At 73.5% G+C, this 17699-nt stretch carries 14 protein-coding genes, 1 pseudogene and 1 riboswitch; of the genes and pseudogenes, 9 read left to right on the forward strand and 6 right to left on the reverse strand.

The annotated features are described in order from the left end of the window. The first annotated feature begins 31 nt into the window (after window positions 1–31). Together BUE44_RS24145 and BUE44_RS24150 are read left to right on the forward strand one after the other, a co-directional pair. A complete protein-coding gene (locus BUE44_RS24145; protein WP_235002399.1) occupies window positions 32–1060 on the forward strand; it encodes a sigma-70 family RNA polymerase sigma factor in 1029 nt (342 codons plus the stop codon). Beyond that, the gene (locus tag BUE44_RS24150; protein ID WP_073501085.1) at window positions 1048–1629 is read left to right on the forward strand and encodes a TIGR03086 family metal-binding protein; all 582 of its coding nucleotides are present in this window, start codon (window positions 1048–1050) and stop codon (window positions 1627–1629) included. The genes BUE44_RS24145 and BUE44_RS24150 overlap by 13 nt, the downstream gene beginning before the upstream one ends. 117 nt (window positions 1630–1746) lie before the next feature. Here BUE44_RS24150 and BUE44_RS24155 read toward each other — a convergent pair whose 3' ends face one another. From BUE44_RS24155 to BUE44_RS24180, 6 genes and pseudogenes are all read right to left on the reverse strand, one after another. Further along, on the reverse strand, window positions 1747–3192 hold the full coding sequence (locus tag BUE44_RS24155) for an MFS transporter (RefSeq protein WP_073501086.1): 1446 nt from the start codon (window positions 3190–3192) through the stop codon (window positions 1747–1749). A 185-nt stretch (window positions 3193–3377) separates the two neighbouring features. Further along, a complete protein-coding gene (locus BUE44_RS24160) occupies window positions 3378–4406 on the reverse strand; it encodes a LacI family DNA-binding transcriptional regulator (protein ID WP_073501087.1) in 1029 nt (342 codons plus the stop codon). 189 nt (window positions 4407–4595) lie between these two features. After that, window positions 4596–5900 (reverse strand): benzoate/H(+) symporter BenE family transporter, encoded by a 1305-nt coding sequence (locus tag BUE44_RS24165; RefSeq protein WP_235002400.1) that lies wholly within the window; start codon window positions 5898–5900, stop codon window positions 4596–4598. 147 nt (window positions 5901–6047) lie between these two features. Then, a pseudogene (locus tag BUE44_RS24170) lies at window positions 6048–7592 on the reverse strand (DUF7594 domain-containing protein); the annotation flags it as partial. A 148-nt stretch (window positions 7593–7740) separates the two neighbouring features. Next, window positions 7741–9183, reverse strand: coding sequence for an MFS transporter (locus tag BUE44_RS24175; protein ID WP_073501155.1), 1443 nt, complete (start codon window positions 9181–9183; stop codon window positions 7741–7743). Window positions 9184–9354: 171 nt separating this feature from the next. After that, on the reverse strand, window positions 9355–11052 hold the full coding sequence (locus tag BUE44_RS24180; protein WP_200804505.1) for a GDSL-type esterase/lipase family protein: 1698 nt from the start codon (window positions 11050–11052) through the stop codon (window positions 9355–9357). A gap of 190 nt (window positions 11053–11242) precedes the next feature. Continuing rightward, window positions 11243–11309: riboswitch (guanidine-III (ykkC-III) riboswitch) on the forward strand. 33 nt (window positions 11310–11342) lie between these two features. Between BUE44_RS24180 and BUE44_RS24185 the strand changes: the two genes are divergently transcribed. The 7 genes from BUE44_RS24185 (at window position 11343) to BUE44_RS24215 (ending at window position 17684) form a co-directional block, all read left to right on the forward strand. Further along, window positions 11343–11663 (forward strand): DMT family transporter, encoded by a 321-nt coding sequence (locus BUE44_RS24185; protein WP_073501090.1) that lies wholly within the window; start codon window positions 11343–11345, stop codon window positions 11661–11663. A gap of 333 nt (window positions 11664–11996) precedes the next feature. Then, the gene (ppk2, locus tag BUE44_RS24190) at window positions 11997–12938 is read left to right on the forward strand and encodes a polyphosphate kinase 2 (protein WP_073501091.1); all 942 of its coding nucleotides are present in this window, start codon (window positions 11997–11999) and stop codon (window positions 12936–12938) included. Next, window positions 12931–14058, forward strand: coding sequence for a P1 family peptidase (locus BUE44_RS24195; RefSeq protein ID WP_073501092.1), 1128 nt, complete (start codon window positions 12931–12933; stop codon window positions 14056–14058). The genes ppk2 and BUE44_RS24195 overlap by 8 nt, the downstream gene beginning before the upstream one ends. Before the next feature lie 76 nt (window positions 14059–14134). Continuing rightward, window positions 14135–14845 carry a DedA family protein gene (locus tag BUE44_RS24200; RefSeq protein ID WP_073501093.1) on the forward strand — a complete coding sequence of 237 codons (711 nt, stop codon included), beginning with the start codon at window positions 14135–14137 and terminating at the stop codon, window positions 14843–14845. 199 nt (window positions 14846–15044) lie between these two features. After that, window positions 15045–15704 (forward strand): DUF4232 domain-containing protein, encoded by a 660-nt coding sequence (locus tag BUE44_RS24205; protein WP_079190029.1) that lies wholly within the window; start codon window positions 15045–15047, stop codon window positions 15702–15704. 10 nt (window positions 15705–15714) lie between these two features. Continuing rightward, complete coding sequence (locus BUE44_RS24210) at window positions 15715–16545, forward strand: GH25 family lysozyme (protein ID WP_073501094.1); 831 nt, start codon at window positions 15715–15717, stop codon at window positions 16543–16545. Window positions 16546–16646: 101 nt separating this feature from the next. Then, window positions 16647–17684: a PHP domain-containing protein gene (locus tag BUE44_RS24215; protein ID WP_073501095.1), complete on the forward strand. Its 1038-nt coding sequence runs from the start codon at window positions 16647–16649 to the stop codon at window positions 17682–17684. The last annotated feature ends 15 nt before the right edge of the window (window positions 17685–17699 follow it).

The raw sequence follows: 17699 nt of genomic DNA on the forward strand, positions 1-17699 counted from the left end.
GAGGGATCCCCCAGACACCCGGAGACATCACGTGAATGCGCTGAGCGGGCAGGCCGCCGCCGGGGAGGCGTCGCAGGACAGCGACGCCTTCCTCAGGAAGGCAGCCGAATACCGTCCTGAGCTGCTGGCCCACTGCTACCGGATGCTCGGCTCCGTGCAGGACGCCGAGGACCTCGTCCAGGAGACGTATCTGCGGGCCTGGCGCGGCTACGGCGGCTTCGAGGGCCGCTCGTCGCTGCGCTTCTGGCTCTACCGGATCGCCACCAGCGCCTGCCTGACCGCGCTCCAGCACAGCAGCCGCCGCTTCGTGCCCGCGGGGCTCGGGACCGCGAGCGACGACGTCACCACGCCGCTGCATCCCGCCGGTGCCACCGAGATCCCCTGGGTCCAGCCGATGCCCGACCTGGCGCCCGACCCCGCCGCGGTGGTCGCCGAGCGCGGCAGCGTGCGGCTCGCGCTGGTCGTCGCGCTCCAGGAGCTGCCGCCCAGGCAGCGGGCCGTGCTGATCCTGCGCGACGTCATGGCGTGGCGTGCCGCCGAGGTGGCCGACCTGCTCGGCACCAGCCCCGCCGCCGTCAACAGCGCGCTGCAACGCGCCCGCGCCCAGCTGCGGCAGGCCGCCGTCACCGAGGACGAGGTCACCGACTCGCTGGACGACAGCGGCCGGGCGCTGGTCGACCGCTACGCCAAGGCCTTCGAGGACGCCGACGTCGACGCCCTGGCCCGGCTGCTGAGCGACGACGTGCGGCTGGAGATGCCGCCCGAGCCGCAGTGGTTCGCCGGCCGCGAGGTCGTCCTGCGCTTCCTGGCGGCGCGGGTCTTCCCGATCGCCGGCGAGCAGCGCCTGCGGGGGCTCACCGTCAACGACGGCCAGTCGGCCCTGGCGACGTACTGGCGTGCGAACGACGGCCGCTTCCACTCGCACGCGATCCAGGTCCTGACCCTGCGCGGGCACCGGGTGGCCGGAATCCTCGTCTTCCGCGAGGCGCACTTCCCGGCGTTCGGGCTGCCCGCGACGCTGGACGCCGACGCCCCACCGGCCCCGTCGTGGCCGAGGTGACCGGGCCGGACACCGCGCCGCCGCTGCTGCGGCAGGCCGTCGACTACGCGCTGGGCTGCGTCGACCAGGTGCCGCCCGACGGGCTGCGGCGGCCGACGCCCTGCCGGGGCTGGGATCTCGACGCGCTGCTGTGCCACCTGTACGAGTCGGTGTGCGCGCTGCGGGAGGCGGCGCAGGACGGCGAGGTGGCCCTGCTGCCCGCGGCGCCGCCGCCCGCCGACCCGGTCGCCGCCGTGCGCCGCGGCGCGCGGGAGCTGCTGGACAGCCGGCGCGAACGGTCCTGCGGGGCCGCCGGGGAGCCCCCGCAGACGTACATCGGCGGCATGCCGGTGGCGAGCGGGACGGTGGCCTTCATCGGCGCGGTCGAACTCGCCGTGCACGGCTGGGACATCGCCCAGGCCTGCGGCACCCCGCGGCCCATACCGGTGCCGCTGGCGCTGGCGCTCCTGCGCAGGTCACCGATGCTCACCGGCGGCGCGGACCTCTTCGCCGCGCCCGTCCCCGTGTCACCACTGGCCTGCCCCGGCGACCGGCTGGTCGCGCTGCTCGGCCGCGCACCCGGCGGCTGACGGCCGGAGCAGCGGCCGGTACGTGGCGCGGCCCGTTCTCGCGGCACGCAGGAGGCCGCCGCGGCACCCGGAGGAGGTGCTGCGGCGGCCTCCTTCACGCTGCCGCCGGGCCGGCCGTCAGACCTTCTCGGGCTGCGGGAGCGCGCCGGCCACCGGAGCGGCGTTCGGGTTCGCGGCGTCCGCCTGCCGCTTGCTCGGCGCCAGCACCGCGACCGCGGCGCCGACGGCCGCGGCCACCGCCGCGACCACCTCGGCGGCCTGGAAGCCGTTCATGAAGGAGGCCTGCGACCCGTAGCCGCCGTGCGCGGAGAAGACCGCCACCAGCACCGCGACCCCGAAGACGCCGCCCGCCTCGCGCACGGTGTTGTTCGTGCCCGCCGCCACCCCCGAGTCCTCGACCGGCACCGCGCCGACGACCGCGTTCGCCACGGTCGGGAAGGTCATCGAGATGCCGATACCGGCCACGATGAGCGGCGTCACCAGCTCGCCGTAACCGGCGTGGGCCGAGGAGACCAGGGCGAGCCACAGCAGCCCCGCAGCCTGGAGCAGCAGTCCGAGCACCATGAAGGGACGGTTGCCGAACCGGTCCGACAGCGCGCCCGCCAGCGGCGCCACCAGCATCGGCATGCCCGTCCACACCAGCAGCCGCAGACCTGTCTGCAACGGGTCGTATCCCAAGCCCAGTTGGAACATCTGGGCGATCATGAACAGCGAGCCGATCAGCGAGAACATCATGAAGAAGACGACCGCGTTGGCGGTGGAGAAGCCGCGGCTGCGGAAGTAGCGCAGCGGCAGCATCGGGTAGCGCGCCCTGCGCTGCCAGGCCACGAAGGCCGCCGTCAGGGCCGCGCCGACGACCAGCGCGCCGATCACCTGCGGGTCGCCCCAGCCGATGGACGGCGCCCGCACCGGCGCCCACACCAGGGCGAAGAGCCCGGCACTCACCAGTGCCACACCGACCAGGTCGAGGTGCGGGCGCGTACCGCGGCTGTCGCGCAGCTTCAGCATGCACAGCGCCATGACGGCGACGCCGACCGGTACGTTGATCCAGAAGATCCACTGCCAGGCGATGTCCTGGATGATCAGCCCGCCGAGCACCGGCCCCGCCGCCACCCCCAGGCCCGTGACGGCCCCCCAGATGCCGATCGCCGCGCCCCGCTTCTCCAGCGGGAAGGCGTTGCTGATCAAGGTGAGCGTCAGCGGCAGTACGACTGCCGCGCCCGCGCCCTGCACCACCCGGGCGGCGATCAGCGCGGATGACGAGCCCGCGGTCGCGCAGGCGATGGACGACAGGGTGAAGACGCCCACCCCGAGCACGTACATGTTGCGCCGCCCGAAGCGGTCGCCGAGGGCCGCGCCGGTCAGCATCAGGCACGCGAAGGCCAGGTTGTAGCCGTTGATCGTCCATTCCAGGTCGGCCGGGCTCGCGTGCAGATGGCTCCGCAGCGTCGGCAGGGCAGTCGAGACGACCACCACGTCGAGCGAGGTGAGGAAGGCCCCGAGCGAGGCGAGGATCAGTGTCCACCCCGTCCGCGACGCGGGCGGTTCCGTGCGTGTTGTCACCTGAAAAACCTCCAGTCCGGCCCCGGCCGACAGCCGGCGGCACCCGCGGGCGGCCCGTCTGCGCCGTCTCCACCGGACGCCGGCGAGCCGGTTGTCGCGGGGGGACGGAGGCGGGCGCGGCCCTCAGGAATAAAGACCAGGGCGTTGCTGGAAAGTCATCGCGGCGGGGAGCCGGCCGGGACCCGTCAGGAGGCCGGTTCGCGGGCGGGGACGGGGCCGGTGGAGCCGCGCAGCACCAGCTGGGTGGCCAGCTCGACGTGCAGCGCGTCGACCGTGTGCCGGTCGAGCAGCCGCATCAGCAGCGAGACCGCCATCCGCCCCATCTCCTCCAGCGGTTGGCGGACCGTGGTCAGCCGGGGCACGGTGCTGCGGCTCAGGTCGATGTCGTCGAAGCCGGTGATCGACAGGTCCTCCGGGACCCGCAGGCCCCGCTCGTACGCGGCACGCAGCGCGCCGACCGCGGCCTTGTCGTTGAAGGCCACCAGCGCGGTCGGGCGCTCCGGCAGGTCGAGGAGCTGGCAGGCGGCGTCGTAGCCCCAGTCGGCGGTGGGCTCGATGCTGCGCAGCAGCTCGGGGGAGGGCAGCACCCCGGCGTCGGCCAGCGCGGAGGTGTGGCCGGCCAGCCGGGACTGGCTGGCGAGCCAGTCGCCGGGGCCGCCGATCACCCCGATCCGCCGGTGGCCGAGGTCCACCAGGTGGGCGCTGACGGTACGCGCGGCGGTGAGGTTGGCGGCCGAGACCGACGCGATGTCCTGCGGCAGCGGGGTACGCGGGTCGACCACCACGAAGGGGAAGTCGGCGGCGCGCAGCGCCTCCAGATCCCGCTCCGGCTCGGGCGGCACGACCAGGATCGCGCCCGCGACCGCCGGGTCGTCCGGCAGGTCGGCGAGCACCTGCAGCTCGCGGGCCGCGTCGCCGGCGCTCAGCACCAGCCGCCTGCCGTACAGGTCGAGCGTCTCGGCGATCGAGGAGACGATCACCCCGAAGTAGTCGGTGAGGACGTAGGGGCAGCGCACGTAGATCGCGCCGCTCGCCGTACCGCGCCTGGCCGGGGCGGGCGCGCCGAGCCTGGCCACCGCGCGGCGCACCAGCTCGCGGGTGTCGGGGGCGACGTTGGCCTGGCCGTTCATCACCCGCGAGACGGTCGCGATCGACACGCCCGCCTCCGCCGCGATGGCCCGGACCGTGGCCCTGGAACCCGGCTGCCTAGCCATCCGTTACACCGCGCCGTTTCATGCGCACAGCCTAGCGCCGCGCAGGCGGGTGTTGACATGGCCGGGTCGCAAGCGGTGTCCTGGATTCGCACCGGATGCCGCCGGGAAACGTTACATCCTGTTCCAGGCGTCCGCCGGGTGGCCGGACGCCCCGCGTCCCGGACCGGGCCGACCGCAGCTGCCGAGGGATCAGCTGCGGTCCGGCTCAGGAAGCGCCTGATCCGCCGCGGGTCCCTGCGCCGCCACGCCGCCGGGTGCGCCGGCCGCCGCCCGCCGCGACTGCCAGTGGCGTACGCCGTAGAGGGCGCCGCCCGCCAGCAGGCCCCAGAAGGCGCCGCTGACACCGAAGAAGGTCACGCCGGAGACCGTCACCACCGCGGTGACCACCGCGGCCTCCCGCTGCCCGGGGTCGGCCATCGCCGCGGTGAGGGAGTTCGCGAGGGCGCCGAGCAGCGCCAGGCCCGCCACCGCCTCGATGACGTGCGGCGGCGCCGCGTCGACCAGTGCGACGGCAGCGCTCGCGACCAGCCCGAGCAGGATGTAGACCCCGCCCGCGGTGGCCGCCGCGCGGTAGCGCCTGCTCCGGTCGGGGCCCGCCTCGTCGCCCGCGCACAGGGCCGCGGTGATCGCCGCCAGGTTGACCGCGTGGCCGCCGAAGGGCGCCGAGAACAGCGAGAAGATTCCGGTCCAGCCGAACAGCGGGCCGGGCCGCGGGTGGTAGCCGTTGGCGCCGAGCACCGCGATGCCCGGGATGTTCTGCGAGGCCATGGTCACCACGTACAGCGGCAGCGCGATACCGATCGCGGCGGCGGCGGTGAAGTGCGGTGCCACCGCCACCGGGTGCGGCCACATCGGGCCGAGCGTGTCGGCCTTGATGTGGGTGGTGGTGGCGATCAGCACCACCGCCACCACGACGGCGGCCGGCACCGCGTAGAGCTTGCGCACACTGCCGACGACCGCCCAGGTCACCACCACGGCGAGCCCGATGGCCGGGTCGGAGCGCACGGCCTGGGCCGGTGCCAGGCACAGCGGCAGCAGGATGCCCGCCAGCATGGCGTTGGCCAGCGGCACCGGGATCGCCGCCACCCAGCGGCCCAGCGGCCGCCACAGCCCGGAGACCACGATCAGCGCACCGGCGATCAGGAACGCCCCCACCGCGGCCGGGAATCCGCCGTGCGGCACCGCCGAGCCCGCGAGCAGGGCGCCACCCGGCGTCGACCACGCGATGCTGATCGGCAGCCGCGAGCGCAGGCTCAGGAAGATCGCGCAGACGCCCATCGCGACCGACAGCGCCATCAGCCCGGACGCCGCCTGGGCATGCGAGGCGCCGACCTTGGTCAGGCCTTCGAGGACGACGGCGAAGGAACTGGCGAAGCCGACGAAGGCGGCGATGACGCCGGCCGTCGCCGGCCGCCACATCCCGCCCATGCCCTGGCCCCCGCCCTGGCCCCCGTCCGCGCTCTCGGCCGTCCTTCCCGGTGCGGCAGTGGCCACCGGAACCCCTCCGATCCGCCCCCGGAAGACGTCCACCGGGGCAACCGCCGCATCCTAGTGCGCCACCGCGCTCCGGGGCGCGCGGATTATCGGGCGCCCGGGCATCAGGCCCGGCGCCCGGCGGTCGCGGCGGGTGCTCTACGGCGCGGTGCCGTGGGTGGTGACGGTCGTCGCGGCCGACCGCGCGCTGGTGTTGCCGGCCCCGTCGGTGACGGCGACCTGGTAGTGATACGTCGTGCCCGGCTTGATCTTGCTGTCGGTGAGGACGAGCGTCGGGCGGATCCAGAAGGTCGAACTGGCGTTGACCGTGGCGAATTTGGCGCCGTTGCGGTAGATCGTGTACGTCAGCGCGGAGTCGTCGAGGTCGAGCGAGGCCCGCCACCCGAGTCGTATGCCGCCGCCCAGCAGCAGCCGCGCGTGCACCGGCTGCGGTACGGACGGGGCGCCGACGTCCGGGGTGTTCGCGAACCGGATCAGGCCCTGCTGCGGCCGATTGCCGTCGCTGGCGATCCGGGTGAACTCGCCGCCCACCCACAGGTAGTCGGTGCCGCCCGCGGACGCGGTGGTCAGCGCGCGCGGGCCGATCTGCTCGGTGCCGGCCGGGCCGTCGTCGGTGTCGGGGAACCATCCGAGCAGCGGGCTCGGGTTGTCGACCGACTCGGCGAGCAGATGCTGCCGGGCGTCCATCTGGGGGAACTGCCCCATGCTGGAGCAGTCGTGGGCGTGCGAGGCGCTGTAGAGCACGCCCTTGTAGACCAGCACCGCCTGCGTCGCACCCAGGCAGGTGTCGCGCCAGCGCTGGTCCAGCGTGCTGAAGGCCACCGCGATCCGGCCGTCGAAGACCCCGTGGCCGGTGCCCTCGTTGCCGGTGTAGAAGCTGGTGGCGTCGGCCGTCAGGGTCTGCACGGTCGAGGTCGGCGGGATGAAGCCCGGATACGTCCGGACGTTCGCACCGGTCGTGGCGCTCACCACGGCGAGGGCGTGCGAGTCGGCGCCGTTGACGGTGTTGAAGTCGCCGCCGAGCACCACCTTCGAGCCGTCCGGGGTGGGCAGCACCGCCTTGCCGGCGTCGTCGGCGTCGGGCGCGAAGGGCTTGAGCGCGCCGGTGGTGTCGACCGCGGCGAAATGCCGCCGGGTCTGCCCGTCCACCGAGGTGAAGTCCCCGGCGAAGTAGACGGTGTCGGCGGTCACCGCGATCCCTCGCACCCTGGCGGGCACCGCCACCTTGAAGTCGGTCTTCACCGTACAGGTGGCGATGTCGATGGCCGCCAGACTGCTGACCGGCGTGCCGTTGACCTTCCCGAACGTACCGCCCGCATACAGCGTCGACTTGTCCGGCGACACCGCCAGCGCCCGCACGGTCGCGGCGCCGCTGCCGACGGTGAACGACAGCCGGCACGAGGTCGGAGCGCCGGAAGCGGCGTCGAAGGCCTGGAAGTTGAGGGCCGGCTGCTCGCTGGTCCCCGCCGCGGCACCCGGCGGCCTGACCGAGGAGAAGGTGCCTCCGGCGAAGACCACGCCGTTCGCCTGCGCCAGCGCCCACACGACCCCGTTGACCTGCCAGGTAGGCAGGTCGTCGGCGGTCATCCCCAGCGGAGCCGTCAGCGCCCCCGCCGGACCCGCCGACGAGAACCCGACCATCGAGGCCGCCGCCATCCCCGCCGCGACGACTCCCGCACTTCTTCTTCTCATACGCCACCCTGCCCCCACCAGGCACGCGCCGGTCGAACGCGTGCAACATGTGGCAAGGCTAGCGTTTGCACCCCTATCGGGTACCGGGATCTCCGCTTCCCGGCCCCCAGTCGAACGGCGGCGGGCCGGGATGGCGCAGGCCGGCGGGTCAGTCGCTGCCGCGATGTGCGGCGGCCACCTGTGCGTCCGTCGCGCCCGGCGCGTCCTGAACGGCCGGCGCCGCGGCCGGGGTTCGGCGGCTGCCCGGGATGCCGAGGGCGATGAGCGCCCCGAGGAAGGCGTATCCGGTCACCGCGGTCATCGCCGCCCTGAAGCCCCGGGTGAACTGCTCGGGGGACGCGTAGCCGCCGCGGCCGGAGAAGACCGCGACGGTGACCGCGACCCCGAGGACCCCGCCGAAGATCCGCAGCATCATGAACACCCCGGACGCCTGGCCGATCTCCTGCGGCCGCACCGCGCCGACGACCGCGCGCTGCGCCGCCGGCATCGCCATGGTCAGGCCGATGCCGCTGGTGATCAGCGCGGGCAGCAGCGTCGGATAGCTCGTGCCGGTGCCGGCGACCAGCGCGATCCAGCCCATGCTGGCGGCCTGCAGCAACAGGCCGCCGACAACGAAGGCCCGCTCGCCGAGGGTGTCGGCGAGCCGTCCGACGATCGGCGCGCACACCATCAGCGTCGCCGACCACGGCATCAGCCGCAGCCCCGCGCCCAGCGGTCCGGTGCCGAGCACCGTCTGGAAGTACTGCGCCAGGAAGAACAGCGTGCCGTACAGCGACGCGAAGACCATGAAATTGGCCGGGTTGGCCGTGGCGAAGGCCCGTGCGCGGAAGAAGCGCATCGGCAGCATCGGCGCCTTCGTCCGCTGCTCCCAGCGCACGAAGGCGGCCAGCAGCGCGGCCCCCAGCGCCCAGGACCCCAGCACCTCGACGCTGTTCCAGCCCGCCGCGTTGCCCCGGACCAGCCCCCACACCAGGCCGAAGGCGGACAGCGTCACCAGCACCACCCCGGCCAGGTCGAAGCGGTTGTTCGGGCCGACGCTCTCGACGACGCGCCGGGTGGTGAACGCGATCGTGACCAGCCCGACCGGCAGGTTCAGCCAGAAGATCCACTGCCAGGCCAGGCCCTCGGCGACGACGCCGCCGATGAAGGGGCCGCTGAAGGTCGCGAGCCCGGTGAAGCCCAGGTAGAGCCCCATTGCCCTGCCCCGCTGCCGCGGCGGGAAGATCGCGCTGATCATGGTCAGCGACAGCGGCAGCACCATCGCGGCGCCCGCACCCTGCAAGGCGCGGAAGGCGATCAGCGCGCCGATGCCGGGCGACAGCGCGCACGCCGCCGACGCGACGGTGAAGAGCGCGAGCCCGCCGGTGAACATCCGCCGGCGGCCGAAGCGGTCGCCCAGCGCCGCCCCGGTCAGCAGCAGTACCGCGAACGCCAGGTTGTACGCGTTGACGACCCACTCGAGTGATGCGGTCGAGGCCGTCAGATCCCGCCGTATCGTGGTCAGCGCCGTCGAGACGACGACGCTGTCCATCGCCATCATGAACGACGCCAGTGACGCAAGTCCCAGCACCCATGCCTGTTCGGACGTCATCCGTCCCGTGTCGCCGGCCACCGTTCTCCCTCTGCTCACCTCGCCCGGGGCACGCGGTACGCGCCGTTCGCGTCCGAGCCCTGAGCTGCTCTCCCGGGTAGACACCGGCGCCGCGGGAAACTGGTCGGGACCCCGGGAGAGCAGGGCGACCCGGCGGGGCCGCCGGGTGGCTCAGGAGGTGACGAGGTCGAATTCCTCCCACGGTCCGACGGCGTCCCGGTTGGCGATCAGCGACGCGGCGCCCCCGTTCTCGGCGGTCACGTACTTCCCGTTGACCTGGGCCTTGAGGCTGACGCTGTGGTCGGGGTTCTGGATCAGCTGGAAGGTCTCCCAGGAGCCGACCGCCGTCCGGTTGGCGATCAGCGGCGCCGCGCCCGCGTTCTCCGCGGTCACGATCATCCCGTTGGCGTGCGCCCGCAGCGCGACGAGGCCGTTGCCCTGGTTCAGCTCGTCGAACTGCGAGGCCGTGCCCGCCGAGTCCGCCGACGCGATCAGCGCGGAGGCGCCGCCGTTCGGCGCGGTCACGTACTTGCCGTTGGCGTGCGCGCGCAGCGCGATCCCGCTGCCCCCGGGCTGGGTGGCAGGGGCGAAGTACGACAGGTTCACCGCGTCGGCGATGGCCTGCAACCCGGCCTCGTTCGGGTGCAGATGGTCGCCCGCGTCGTAAGCGGGCAGATAGCGGGTGGGGTTGGCCGGGTCGTGGGTCGCGGTGTCCTGGTCGATGAGGCCGTCGCATCCGCTGCCCGAGCCGCGGACGAAGGCGTTGATCGCCGCGCGGGCGTTCTCCCCGGCCTGGGTCCAGCCGCCGGAGCCCTGGTAGGGCGTCAGCGTCGAGCACAGGAAGGACAGCCCCGCCTGGTGCGCCCGGGAAATCAACTGCTGTATGCCGGATATCAGTTGGGCGCCGCTCGGCGGATTGCCCGAGCCGAGGTCGTTGATCGGGTCGTCGGACAGCACCACCCAGCGCACCCCGGGCTGGCCGATGACGTCCCGGTCGAAGCGGGTCAGTGCGCTCTGCCCGGCGCCGTCGCTGAGCAGCTTGTTGCCGCTGATGCCCTGGTTGAGCACGCCGACCGTGCGGCCGCTGTCGGCCAGCCGCCTGGCCAGGTCGTTGGGCCAGCGCCGGTTGGAGTCCTGGGCCGAGGCGACCCCGTCGGTGATCGACGCGCCCAGTGTGACGACCGCGCCCTGCGCGGCCGCGTTCTGCACGTCCAGATTGGTCAGGAAGGAGTAACTGCCACTGGTCGAAGCTCCGTTCAGCGTGCCGCTCGCGCTGACGTCGCCGCCCGCCAGGAAGTTGGTCTGGGTGCCCTGCTGGTGGTAGGTCGCCGAGCCGGTGGGCTGCGGCAGGTAGAGGCTGACCGCGACGTCGGACAGGGCGGGCACGGTGAAGGCCGCCGAGTCGCTGACCGCGGAGCCGCCGGCCGGCACGGTCACCGTGGTCTGCCCGCCGAAGGTCACCGCCCGGTCGGTGCCGGTGTTCACCGACGAGCCCGAGGTGCGCTGGGCGAGGTGCACGTCGGCCACGGTCAGCGGGGCGGAGCCGAAGGCGTTGGAGATCCGGACCCGCGCCGCGGTGCCGCCGATGCCCGTACGGACGATCTGCCGCAGCGTCTGCTGGTTGTAGGAGGGCCCGCCGCTCTGCGGCGACACCGACCACGTACCGGTCCAGCCGTCGGCGACGGCGGGCGCGACAGGAGCGGGGGCGGGAACGGCGGCCGGTGCGGCACCGGAGGCGCGGGCGGGAGCCGGTGCGACCGGGGTGGCGGCGGTCGCACCGGTGGCGGGGGCCGAGACGGACAAGCCGACGGCCAGGACTGCTGCCGCCAGGACGGCGGCGCGGCGCACGGAGCGCGTATGACGTTGCACAGGGGCCTCCTGTGGTGTGGGGGAGTGGAACTGTAATCCCCCCGCTGGTCCACGCCAATCCCCTTGCGGCGCCGGAGAGTTCGGATGACTTATCCGGTCCGGAAGCTGTTCGTGCGTGATTCGACTCCTCCGGCGCCCTGACATCGGATCTCTCGCGGGGTGATGATCGTCAACGCTTGGGCGTAATGCCGGAATTTGCTATCGTGAGGGGAACCCGACGAGCGCGTCGTACCGGGACCATGCAAAGACGGCGCACCCCCGTAAGTCCACATCCCACGGAGGTGCCTCTCATGGCATGGGTCCTGATCGTCATCGCCGGGCTGCTGGAAGTCGCCTGGTCGATCGGCATGAAGTACACCGACGGCTTCACGCGCCTGTGGCCGAGCGTCCTCACCGGCGCCGGCATCGTCGCCAGCATGCTGCTGCTCTCGCGGGCCGCCCGATCGCTCCCGATCGGCACGGCCTACGGCGTGTGGGTGGGAATCGGTGCGGCCGGCGCCGCCGTCGTGGGCATGCTGGCCCTCGGCGAGCCCGCCACCGCCGCCCGGATCTCGTTCGTGACGCTGCTGCTCGTCGCGGTGGTCGGCCTCAAGGCGACCTCGGGCCACTGAGGCGTCTTCGCCACGTCGCCGGCTCGACGTGTCCTTCGCGGGCCGGGCGGCCCGGCCCGCCGGCGACGCGGCGGCCGTCGTGGCGTTGTCGCGCCGCGACCCGGTCCACGCCGACAATGTGAACAGTGCCAGGACCGGGTCCGTCCGCCCGGGACGACCCCGCCGGCGCCGGCGGGCGAACACATGAGATCACCGGCAGCGGGCACAACGGGAAGCGACGGCCGGGAGCGGCGTACGGGCGTGAGAGGTGTCCCCGGACGCGGCCGCTGTGCTGTACGGGCTGTATCGATAATTCCGCAGTTCCACTGACGGGCCGGCGGGGAAAGGCGAAACATGGTGGGTACGGACACCGGAGCGGCGCTCCTGGCGGGAATGCGGGTCGACTACACCGACCAGGACGACCCGGTCCTGGTGCGGCCCGACGGCAGCGTCGTGGACACCTGGCGGGAGAACTACCCGTACGACGCCAGGATGGAGCGCCCCGAATACGAGGTGCACAAGCGGCTGCAGCAGATCGAGCTGCTCAAGCTGCAGAGCTGGGTCAAGGAGACCGGGCAGCGCATCGTCATACTCTTCGAGGGCCGGGACGCCGCGGGCAAGGGCGGCACCATCAAGCGCTTCATCGAGCACCTCAACCCGCGCGGCGCCCGGGTGGTCGCGCTGGAGAAGCCCAGCGAGCGGGAGAGCGGGCAGTGGTACTTCCAGCGCTACGTCGCCCATCTGCCCACCGCCGGTGAGATCGTCCTGTTCGACCGGTCCTGGTACAACCGGGCGGGCGTCGAGCGCGTCATGGGCTTTTGCACCGACGACGAATACCGCCGCTTCATGCGGCAGGCGCCCGGCTTCGAGCGGATGCTGGTCGACGACGGCATCGCCCTGATCAAGTTCTGGTTCTCCGTCTCGCGCGACGAGCAGCGCACCCGCTTCACCATCCGGCAGGTCGACCCGGTGCGGCAGTGGAAACTCAGCCCGATGGACCTCGCCTCGCTCGACCGGTGGGAGGACTACACCCGGGCGAAGGTCGCGATGTTCCAGGACACCGACACCGAGTACGCGCCCTGGACGGTGGTCAAGAGCAACGACAAGAAGCGCGCCAGGGTCGAGGCGATGCGCAGCGTCCTGGCCCGTTTCGACTACGCCGACCGCGACGACGAAGTGGTCGGCGCCCCCGACCCGCTGATCATCGGCGCGGCCGCCAACCTGTTGGAGGCCGGTGAGGACGCGGCCGCCGACTCGCGGCTGCCGGGCACCGACGGGGAGCCGGCGCATGGGTGACGAGGTGCACGCCGGCGCCGCCGACGCGCTCACCGATGTGGCCGGCCTGAGGGTCGGGCACGCCGGCCGGACCGGCGACGGCTGGCTGACCGGGGTCACCGTCGTGCTGGCCCCAGCGGGCGGCGCGGTGACCGCGGTCGACGTGCGCGGCGGCGGCCCCGGCACCCGGGAGACCGACGCGCTCGACCCGCGCAACCTCGTGCCCGCCGTCGAGGCGGTGGTACTGGCCGGCGGCAGCGCCTTCGGCCTGGACGCGGCCTCCGGGGCGGTGGCCTGGCTGGAGGAGCGGGGCCGCGGCTTCCGGGTCGGCGGTCCCGGGCAGGTGGTGCCGGTGGTGCCGGCCGCCGCGCTGTTCGACCTCGGCCGCGGCGGCGACTGGGGCGCCCGCCCGGGACCGGACCTCGGCCGCGCGGCCGCCGAGGCCGCGGCGGCGACCGCGGAGGGCGCACCGGTCCCGCAGGGCAACGTCGGCGCCGGTACGGGCGCGGTCGCCGGCGCCCTCAAGGGCGGCGTCGGCACCGCGAGCCTCGTCCTGCCCTCGGGTACGACGGTGGCCGCGCTCGCGGTGGTCAACGCGGCCGGTTCGGTCGTGGACCCGGACACCGGCGCGCTGTGGGCGGGGCCCGGGCATGCGGCGGATACCTGGGGCGCAACGGCTCCCGTCGGCGGCCCCGTGCCGGCCGAGGTCCGGGAAAGGGCGCGGCAGCGGCTCGCCGAGGCCGCCGCGGCGACCGCGGACCCGAAGGCGGCACGGCCGCTCAACACCACGCTGGCCGTGGTCGCCACCGACGCCGTACTGACCCGCGCTCAGGCGCACAAGCTCGCAGGCACCGCGCACGACGGGCTGGCCCGCGCGGTCCGCCCGGCGCATCTGCTGTCCGACGGCGACACCGTCTTCGCCATGGCGACCGGCCGCCGCCCGCTCGTACCGCCGGACGAGAGCGCCGCAGCCGATCCCCCCTTCGGCCTGCACATCGAGGCGGGCGTGCTGGACGCGGTGCTGGCCGCGGGCGCCGACGCGCTCACCCGCGCGATCCGGCACGCCGTCCTGGTCGCCGAGACCGTCGAGGGACCCGGCGGCGTCTTCCCCGGCTACCGGGACCTCTACCGGGCCGCCTGAAGGCTGTCCGGCGATCCCCGGCGCGTCAAGCGGGCGGTTGCCGTGCGGGACGCGCCGCAGCGGGAAGGCTCGTTCCATGCACTCCATCACCAACTGGCTCGCGAACTCCTCCGGCATCGCGGTGTACGCGGTCGTGGCCGCCCTGGTCTTCTGCGAGGACGCGCTCTTCTTCGGCTTCGTGCTGCCCGGCGAGACGGCGGCGGTGCTCGGCGGGGTGGTCGCGGGACAGGGGCGGGTGTCGATCTACTGGCTGTGCGTCGTGGTCGTGCTGGCCGCGATCGCCGGTGACTCGGTCGGCTACGAGGTCGGCCGGCGCTTCGGCCCGCGCATCCTGGAGACCAAGGCGCTGCGCGGGCACCAGGCGCGGATCGAGCAGGCCAGGGACTTCATCCGCCGCCGCGGCCCCGCCGCGGTCTTCCTCGGCCGCTTCATCGCCTTCTTCCGTGCCCTGATGCCGGCGCTCGCCGGCATGTCGCGGATGCCGTATCCGACGTTCCTGCTCTTCAACGCGCTCGGCGGGCTGGTCTGGGGCGTCGGCTTCACCCTGCTGGGTTACTTCGCCGGCTCGGCGTACAAGCAGGTCGAGAAGACGGCCGGCACGGCGGTGGCCGTCGTCGTGGCGGTGGTCGTGGTGGCCGCCGCGGTGGTCTGGGAGGTCCGCCGCCACCGCGCCGGGCGCGTCAGCGACGACGACGGCGACAAGGACGACGACGACACTAACGCCAACGGAGGCGACCAGGACGGCACCGACGACGACGGCACTGACGACGGCACCAACCACCACTGAGGCGTACGGATGTTCGTGCGCCGCGTGTGCGTGCTGTTTCCGGTGTTTCCCTGTGGTGACAATGTGCCGAGACGGCAACAATTCGGGCTCCAGGGGTTGAAACGGGCCCGCTGCGAGCAAATCGAGCAGTATGCCTACTTCGTCTCCCCGTCCCGCGGCCGCCGACCCGAAGCGGTCGCGCCGCCGCGGCACCCTCCTCGTGGCTGCCACCGTCACGCTGCTGGCCGCTGCCGCCGCGGGCTGCGGCGACGAGAACGCGTCCGGCTCGCCCGCGGCCTCCACCGGAGCACTCCCGTCCTCGTCCTCCGCCGCGGCTGCGGCGCCCGGCACCCCGGGCGACCCGGCGTCCGGCACTGCCGGCGACCCCGCCGCGACCGGCTCGCCGGTCGACCCGCAGCCGGCCGCGCCCACCGCCGGCAGACCGCCCGCCGACACGTCCAAGGACGCCAAACCCCAGGCCCGTAGCGCCCGCTGCACCGTCACCGGGCTGAAGATGACCCTGGGCCGCGGCGACCCGGGCGCGGGCAGCATCTACTTCCCGCTGAACTTCACCAACACCACCTCGCACCCCTGTACCCTCGACGGGTTCCCCGGTGTGTCACTACTGCGCGGCGACGGCAGCGTCATCGGCAGGCCGGCCGTCCGCCGAGGCGGCAGGCCGGCCGCCGTACGCATCGCGCCGGGACGGACCGTCGAGGCCGATCTGCACACGCTCAACCAGGGCGTGAAGGGCAACAGTTGCTGGCGCAAGCCCACCCTGATCATGGTCTATCCGCCGGGATCGACCGACTCCATGACCCTTGCCACGTCGAACCCGGTCGTCTGCGGCGACACCTTCGACGTCGGCCCCGTGCACTGAGAGGACCGCCGTGACGGTCAACGGAATCGATATCGCCTCTTACCAGAGCACCGACTACAGCACCAGCGGCCTGGACTTCGTGCTGGTCAAGGCCACCGAGGGGTCCAGCTACGTCAATCCCAAGCACGCGGCGCAGGTCGCCACCGGGCGCGCGCACGGCCTGGTCGTCGGCCACTACCACTTCGCCCGGCCCGGCTCGATGACCGCGCAGGCCGACTACTTCCTGGCGCACTGCGGCGCCCAGGCCGGCGACGTGCTGGCCTTCGACTGGGAGGACACCGGGGTACCGGGCGCCGACAAGGACGCCTGGCTGCGGCACGTGCAGGCCAAGGCGCCCGAGCACCGGGTGATCCTCTACTGCAACCGGGACTTCTGGCTGCACCGCGACAGCACGTCCTTCTGCGCCGACGGCCTGTGGATCGCCGACCCGTCGGCGCCCGAGGGCCATCCGAGGGTCGAGCACCCCTGGCTGTTCCACCAGTACAGCTCGGCCGGCGGCCTGGACCGCAACGTGGGGAATTTCGCCAGCCCCGGCGCCCTGCGCGCATGGGCGGGCAAGGGCCCCGCACCGCGCTACGAGCCCTTCCCCGGCGCCGGCTGGTTCACCCTCGGGCGCCGCTCGCCGATCGTGGCCGCCATGCACGACCGGCTGGTCGCGGCCGGCTGCGACCACTACACCAGCACCGCTGACAAGGACGTCATCGGCTCCGGCGACGTGGCCTCCTACGAGGCGTGGCAGCGCAAGTACAACGCCGCCCACCACAAGGGCTGGACCGGCTCCGCCCTGAAGTGGCCGCCCGGCAAGGAGACCTGGGACGCGCTGCACGTGCCGAACGTGTGACCCCGCGAAGGGGTGACCGCCGCGAAGGGGTGACCGCCGCGAACGTGTGATCCGGGCGGCGTCGCCGTTACGCGGCACGCCGGACCGGGAAACGGGTCTGCATGGAGCCGATCGAGGCACTGGAGCGGATCGCGTTCCTGCTGGAACGCGCCGACGCGCCCGTCTACCGCGTCAGGGCCTTCAGGAACGCCGCCGCGGCGCTGTCCGAGCTGCCGCCCGCCGAGCTCGCACGGCGGGCGGCGACCGGCCGCTTCACCGACCTCAAGGGCATCGGCTCCACCACGGGCAAGGTGCTCACCGAGGTCGCCGCCGGCCGCACCCCCGGCTATCTGGCGGACCTGGAAAGGGACAGCGGCGGCCCGCTCACCGAGGGCGGCGCCACCCTGCGCGCGGCCCTGCGCGGCGACTGCCACCTGCACTCCGACTGGTCCGACGGCGGCAGCCCGATCGAGGCGATGGCTCGCGCGGCGCGGGACGTCGGGCACCAGTGGGCGGTGCTCACCGACCACTCGCCGCGGCTGCGGATCGCCAACGGCCTGACCGCCGGCCGGCTGCGCCGCCAGCTGGACGTCGTCGCCGAGCTGAACACCCGCCTCGCCCCCTTCCGGCTGCTCACCGGCATCGAGTGCGACATCCTGTCGGACGGCGCGCTGGACCAGGAGGACGAGCTGCTCGACCGGCTGGACCTCGTCGTCGCCTCGGCCCACTCGGAACTGCGGATGCCCGCCCCGGCCTTCACCCGGCGGCTGCTCGCCGCCGTCGGCAACCCGCTGGTCGACGTGCTCGGCCACTGCACGGGACGGCTCATCGGCGACCGCGAGCGACCCGAGTCGACCTTCGACGCCGAGGCCGTCTTCGCCGCGTGCGCCGCCGCGGGCACCGCCGTGGAGATCAACAGCAGCCCCAAGCGCCTCGACCCGCCGCGCCGGCTGCTGGCGCTGGCAAGGGACGCCGGCACCCTCTTCGCGATCGACAGCGACGCCCACGCGCCCGGCCAGCTGGACTGGCAGGTCTACGGCTGCGCGCGCGCCGAGGAGGCCGGGATCCCGGCCGGGCGGATCGTCAACACCTACAGCGCCGAGGGCCTGCTCGGCTGGACCGCGACGCGGCAGGTCCCGCCCGGCGCGGAGCAGGGCTGAACTGGACCTGCCGCG

The organism is Actinacidiphila paucisporea, assembly GCF_900142575.1.
GTDB lineage: Bacteria > Actinomycetota > Actinomycetes > Streptomycetales > Streptomycetaceae > Actinacidiphila > Actinacidiphila paucisporea.

What these genes read in the sequence shown, in the direction of transcription:
- BUE44_RS24160 (WP_073501087.1), bottom strand. Translation starts at nt 4,406, where the DNA reads ATGGCTAGGCAGCCGGGTTCCAGGGCCACGGTCCGGGCCATCGCGGCG.
- BUE44_RS24175 (WP_073501155.1), bottom strand. Translation starts at nt 9,183, where the DNA reads ATGACGTCCGAACAGGCATGGGTGCTGGGACTTGCGTCACTGGCGTCG.
- BUE44_RS24185 (WP_073501090.1), top strand. Translation starts at nt 11,343, where the DNA reads ATGGCATGGGTCCTGATCGTCATCGCCGGGCTGCTGGAAGTCGCCTGG.
- ppk2 (WP_073501091.1), top strand. Translation starts at nt 11,997, where the DNA reads ATGGTGGGTACGGACACCGGAGCGGCGCTCCTGGCGGGAATGCGGGTC.
- BUE44_RS24195 (WP_073501092.1), top strand. Translation starts at nt 12,931, where the DNA reads ATGGGTGACGAGGTGCACGCCGGCGCCGCCGACGCGCTCACCGATGTG.
- BUE44_RS24200 (WP_073501093.1), top strand. Translation starts at nt 14,135, where the DNA reads ATGCACTCCATCACCAACTGGCTCGCGAACTCCTCCGGCATCGCGGTG.
- BUE44_RS24215 (WP_073501095.1), top strand. Translation starts at nt 16,647, where the DNA reads ATGGAGCCGATCGAGGCACTGGAGCGGATCGCGTTCCTGCTGGAACGC.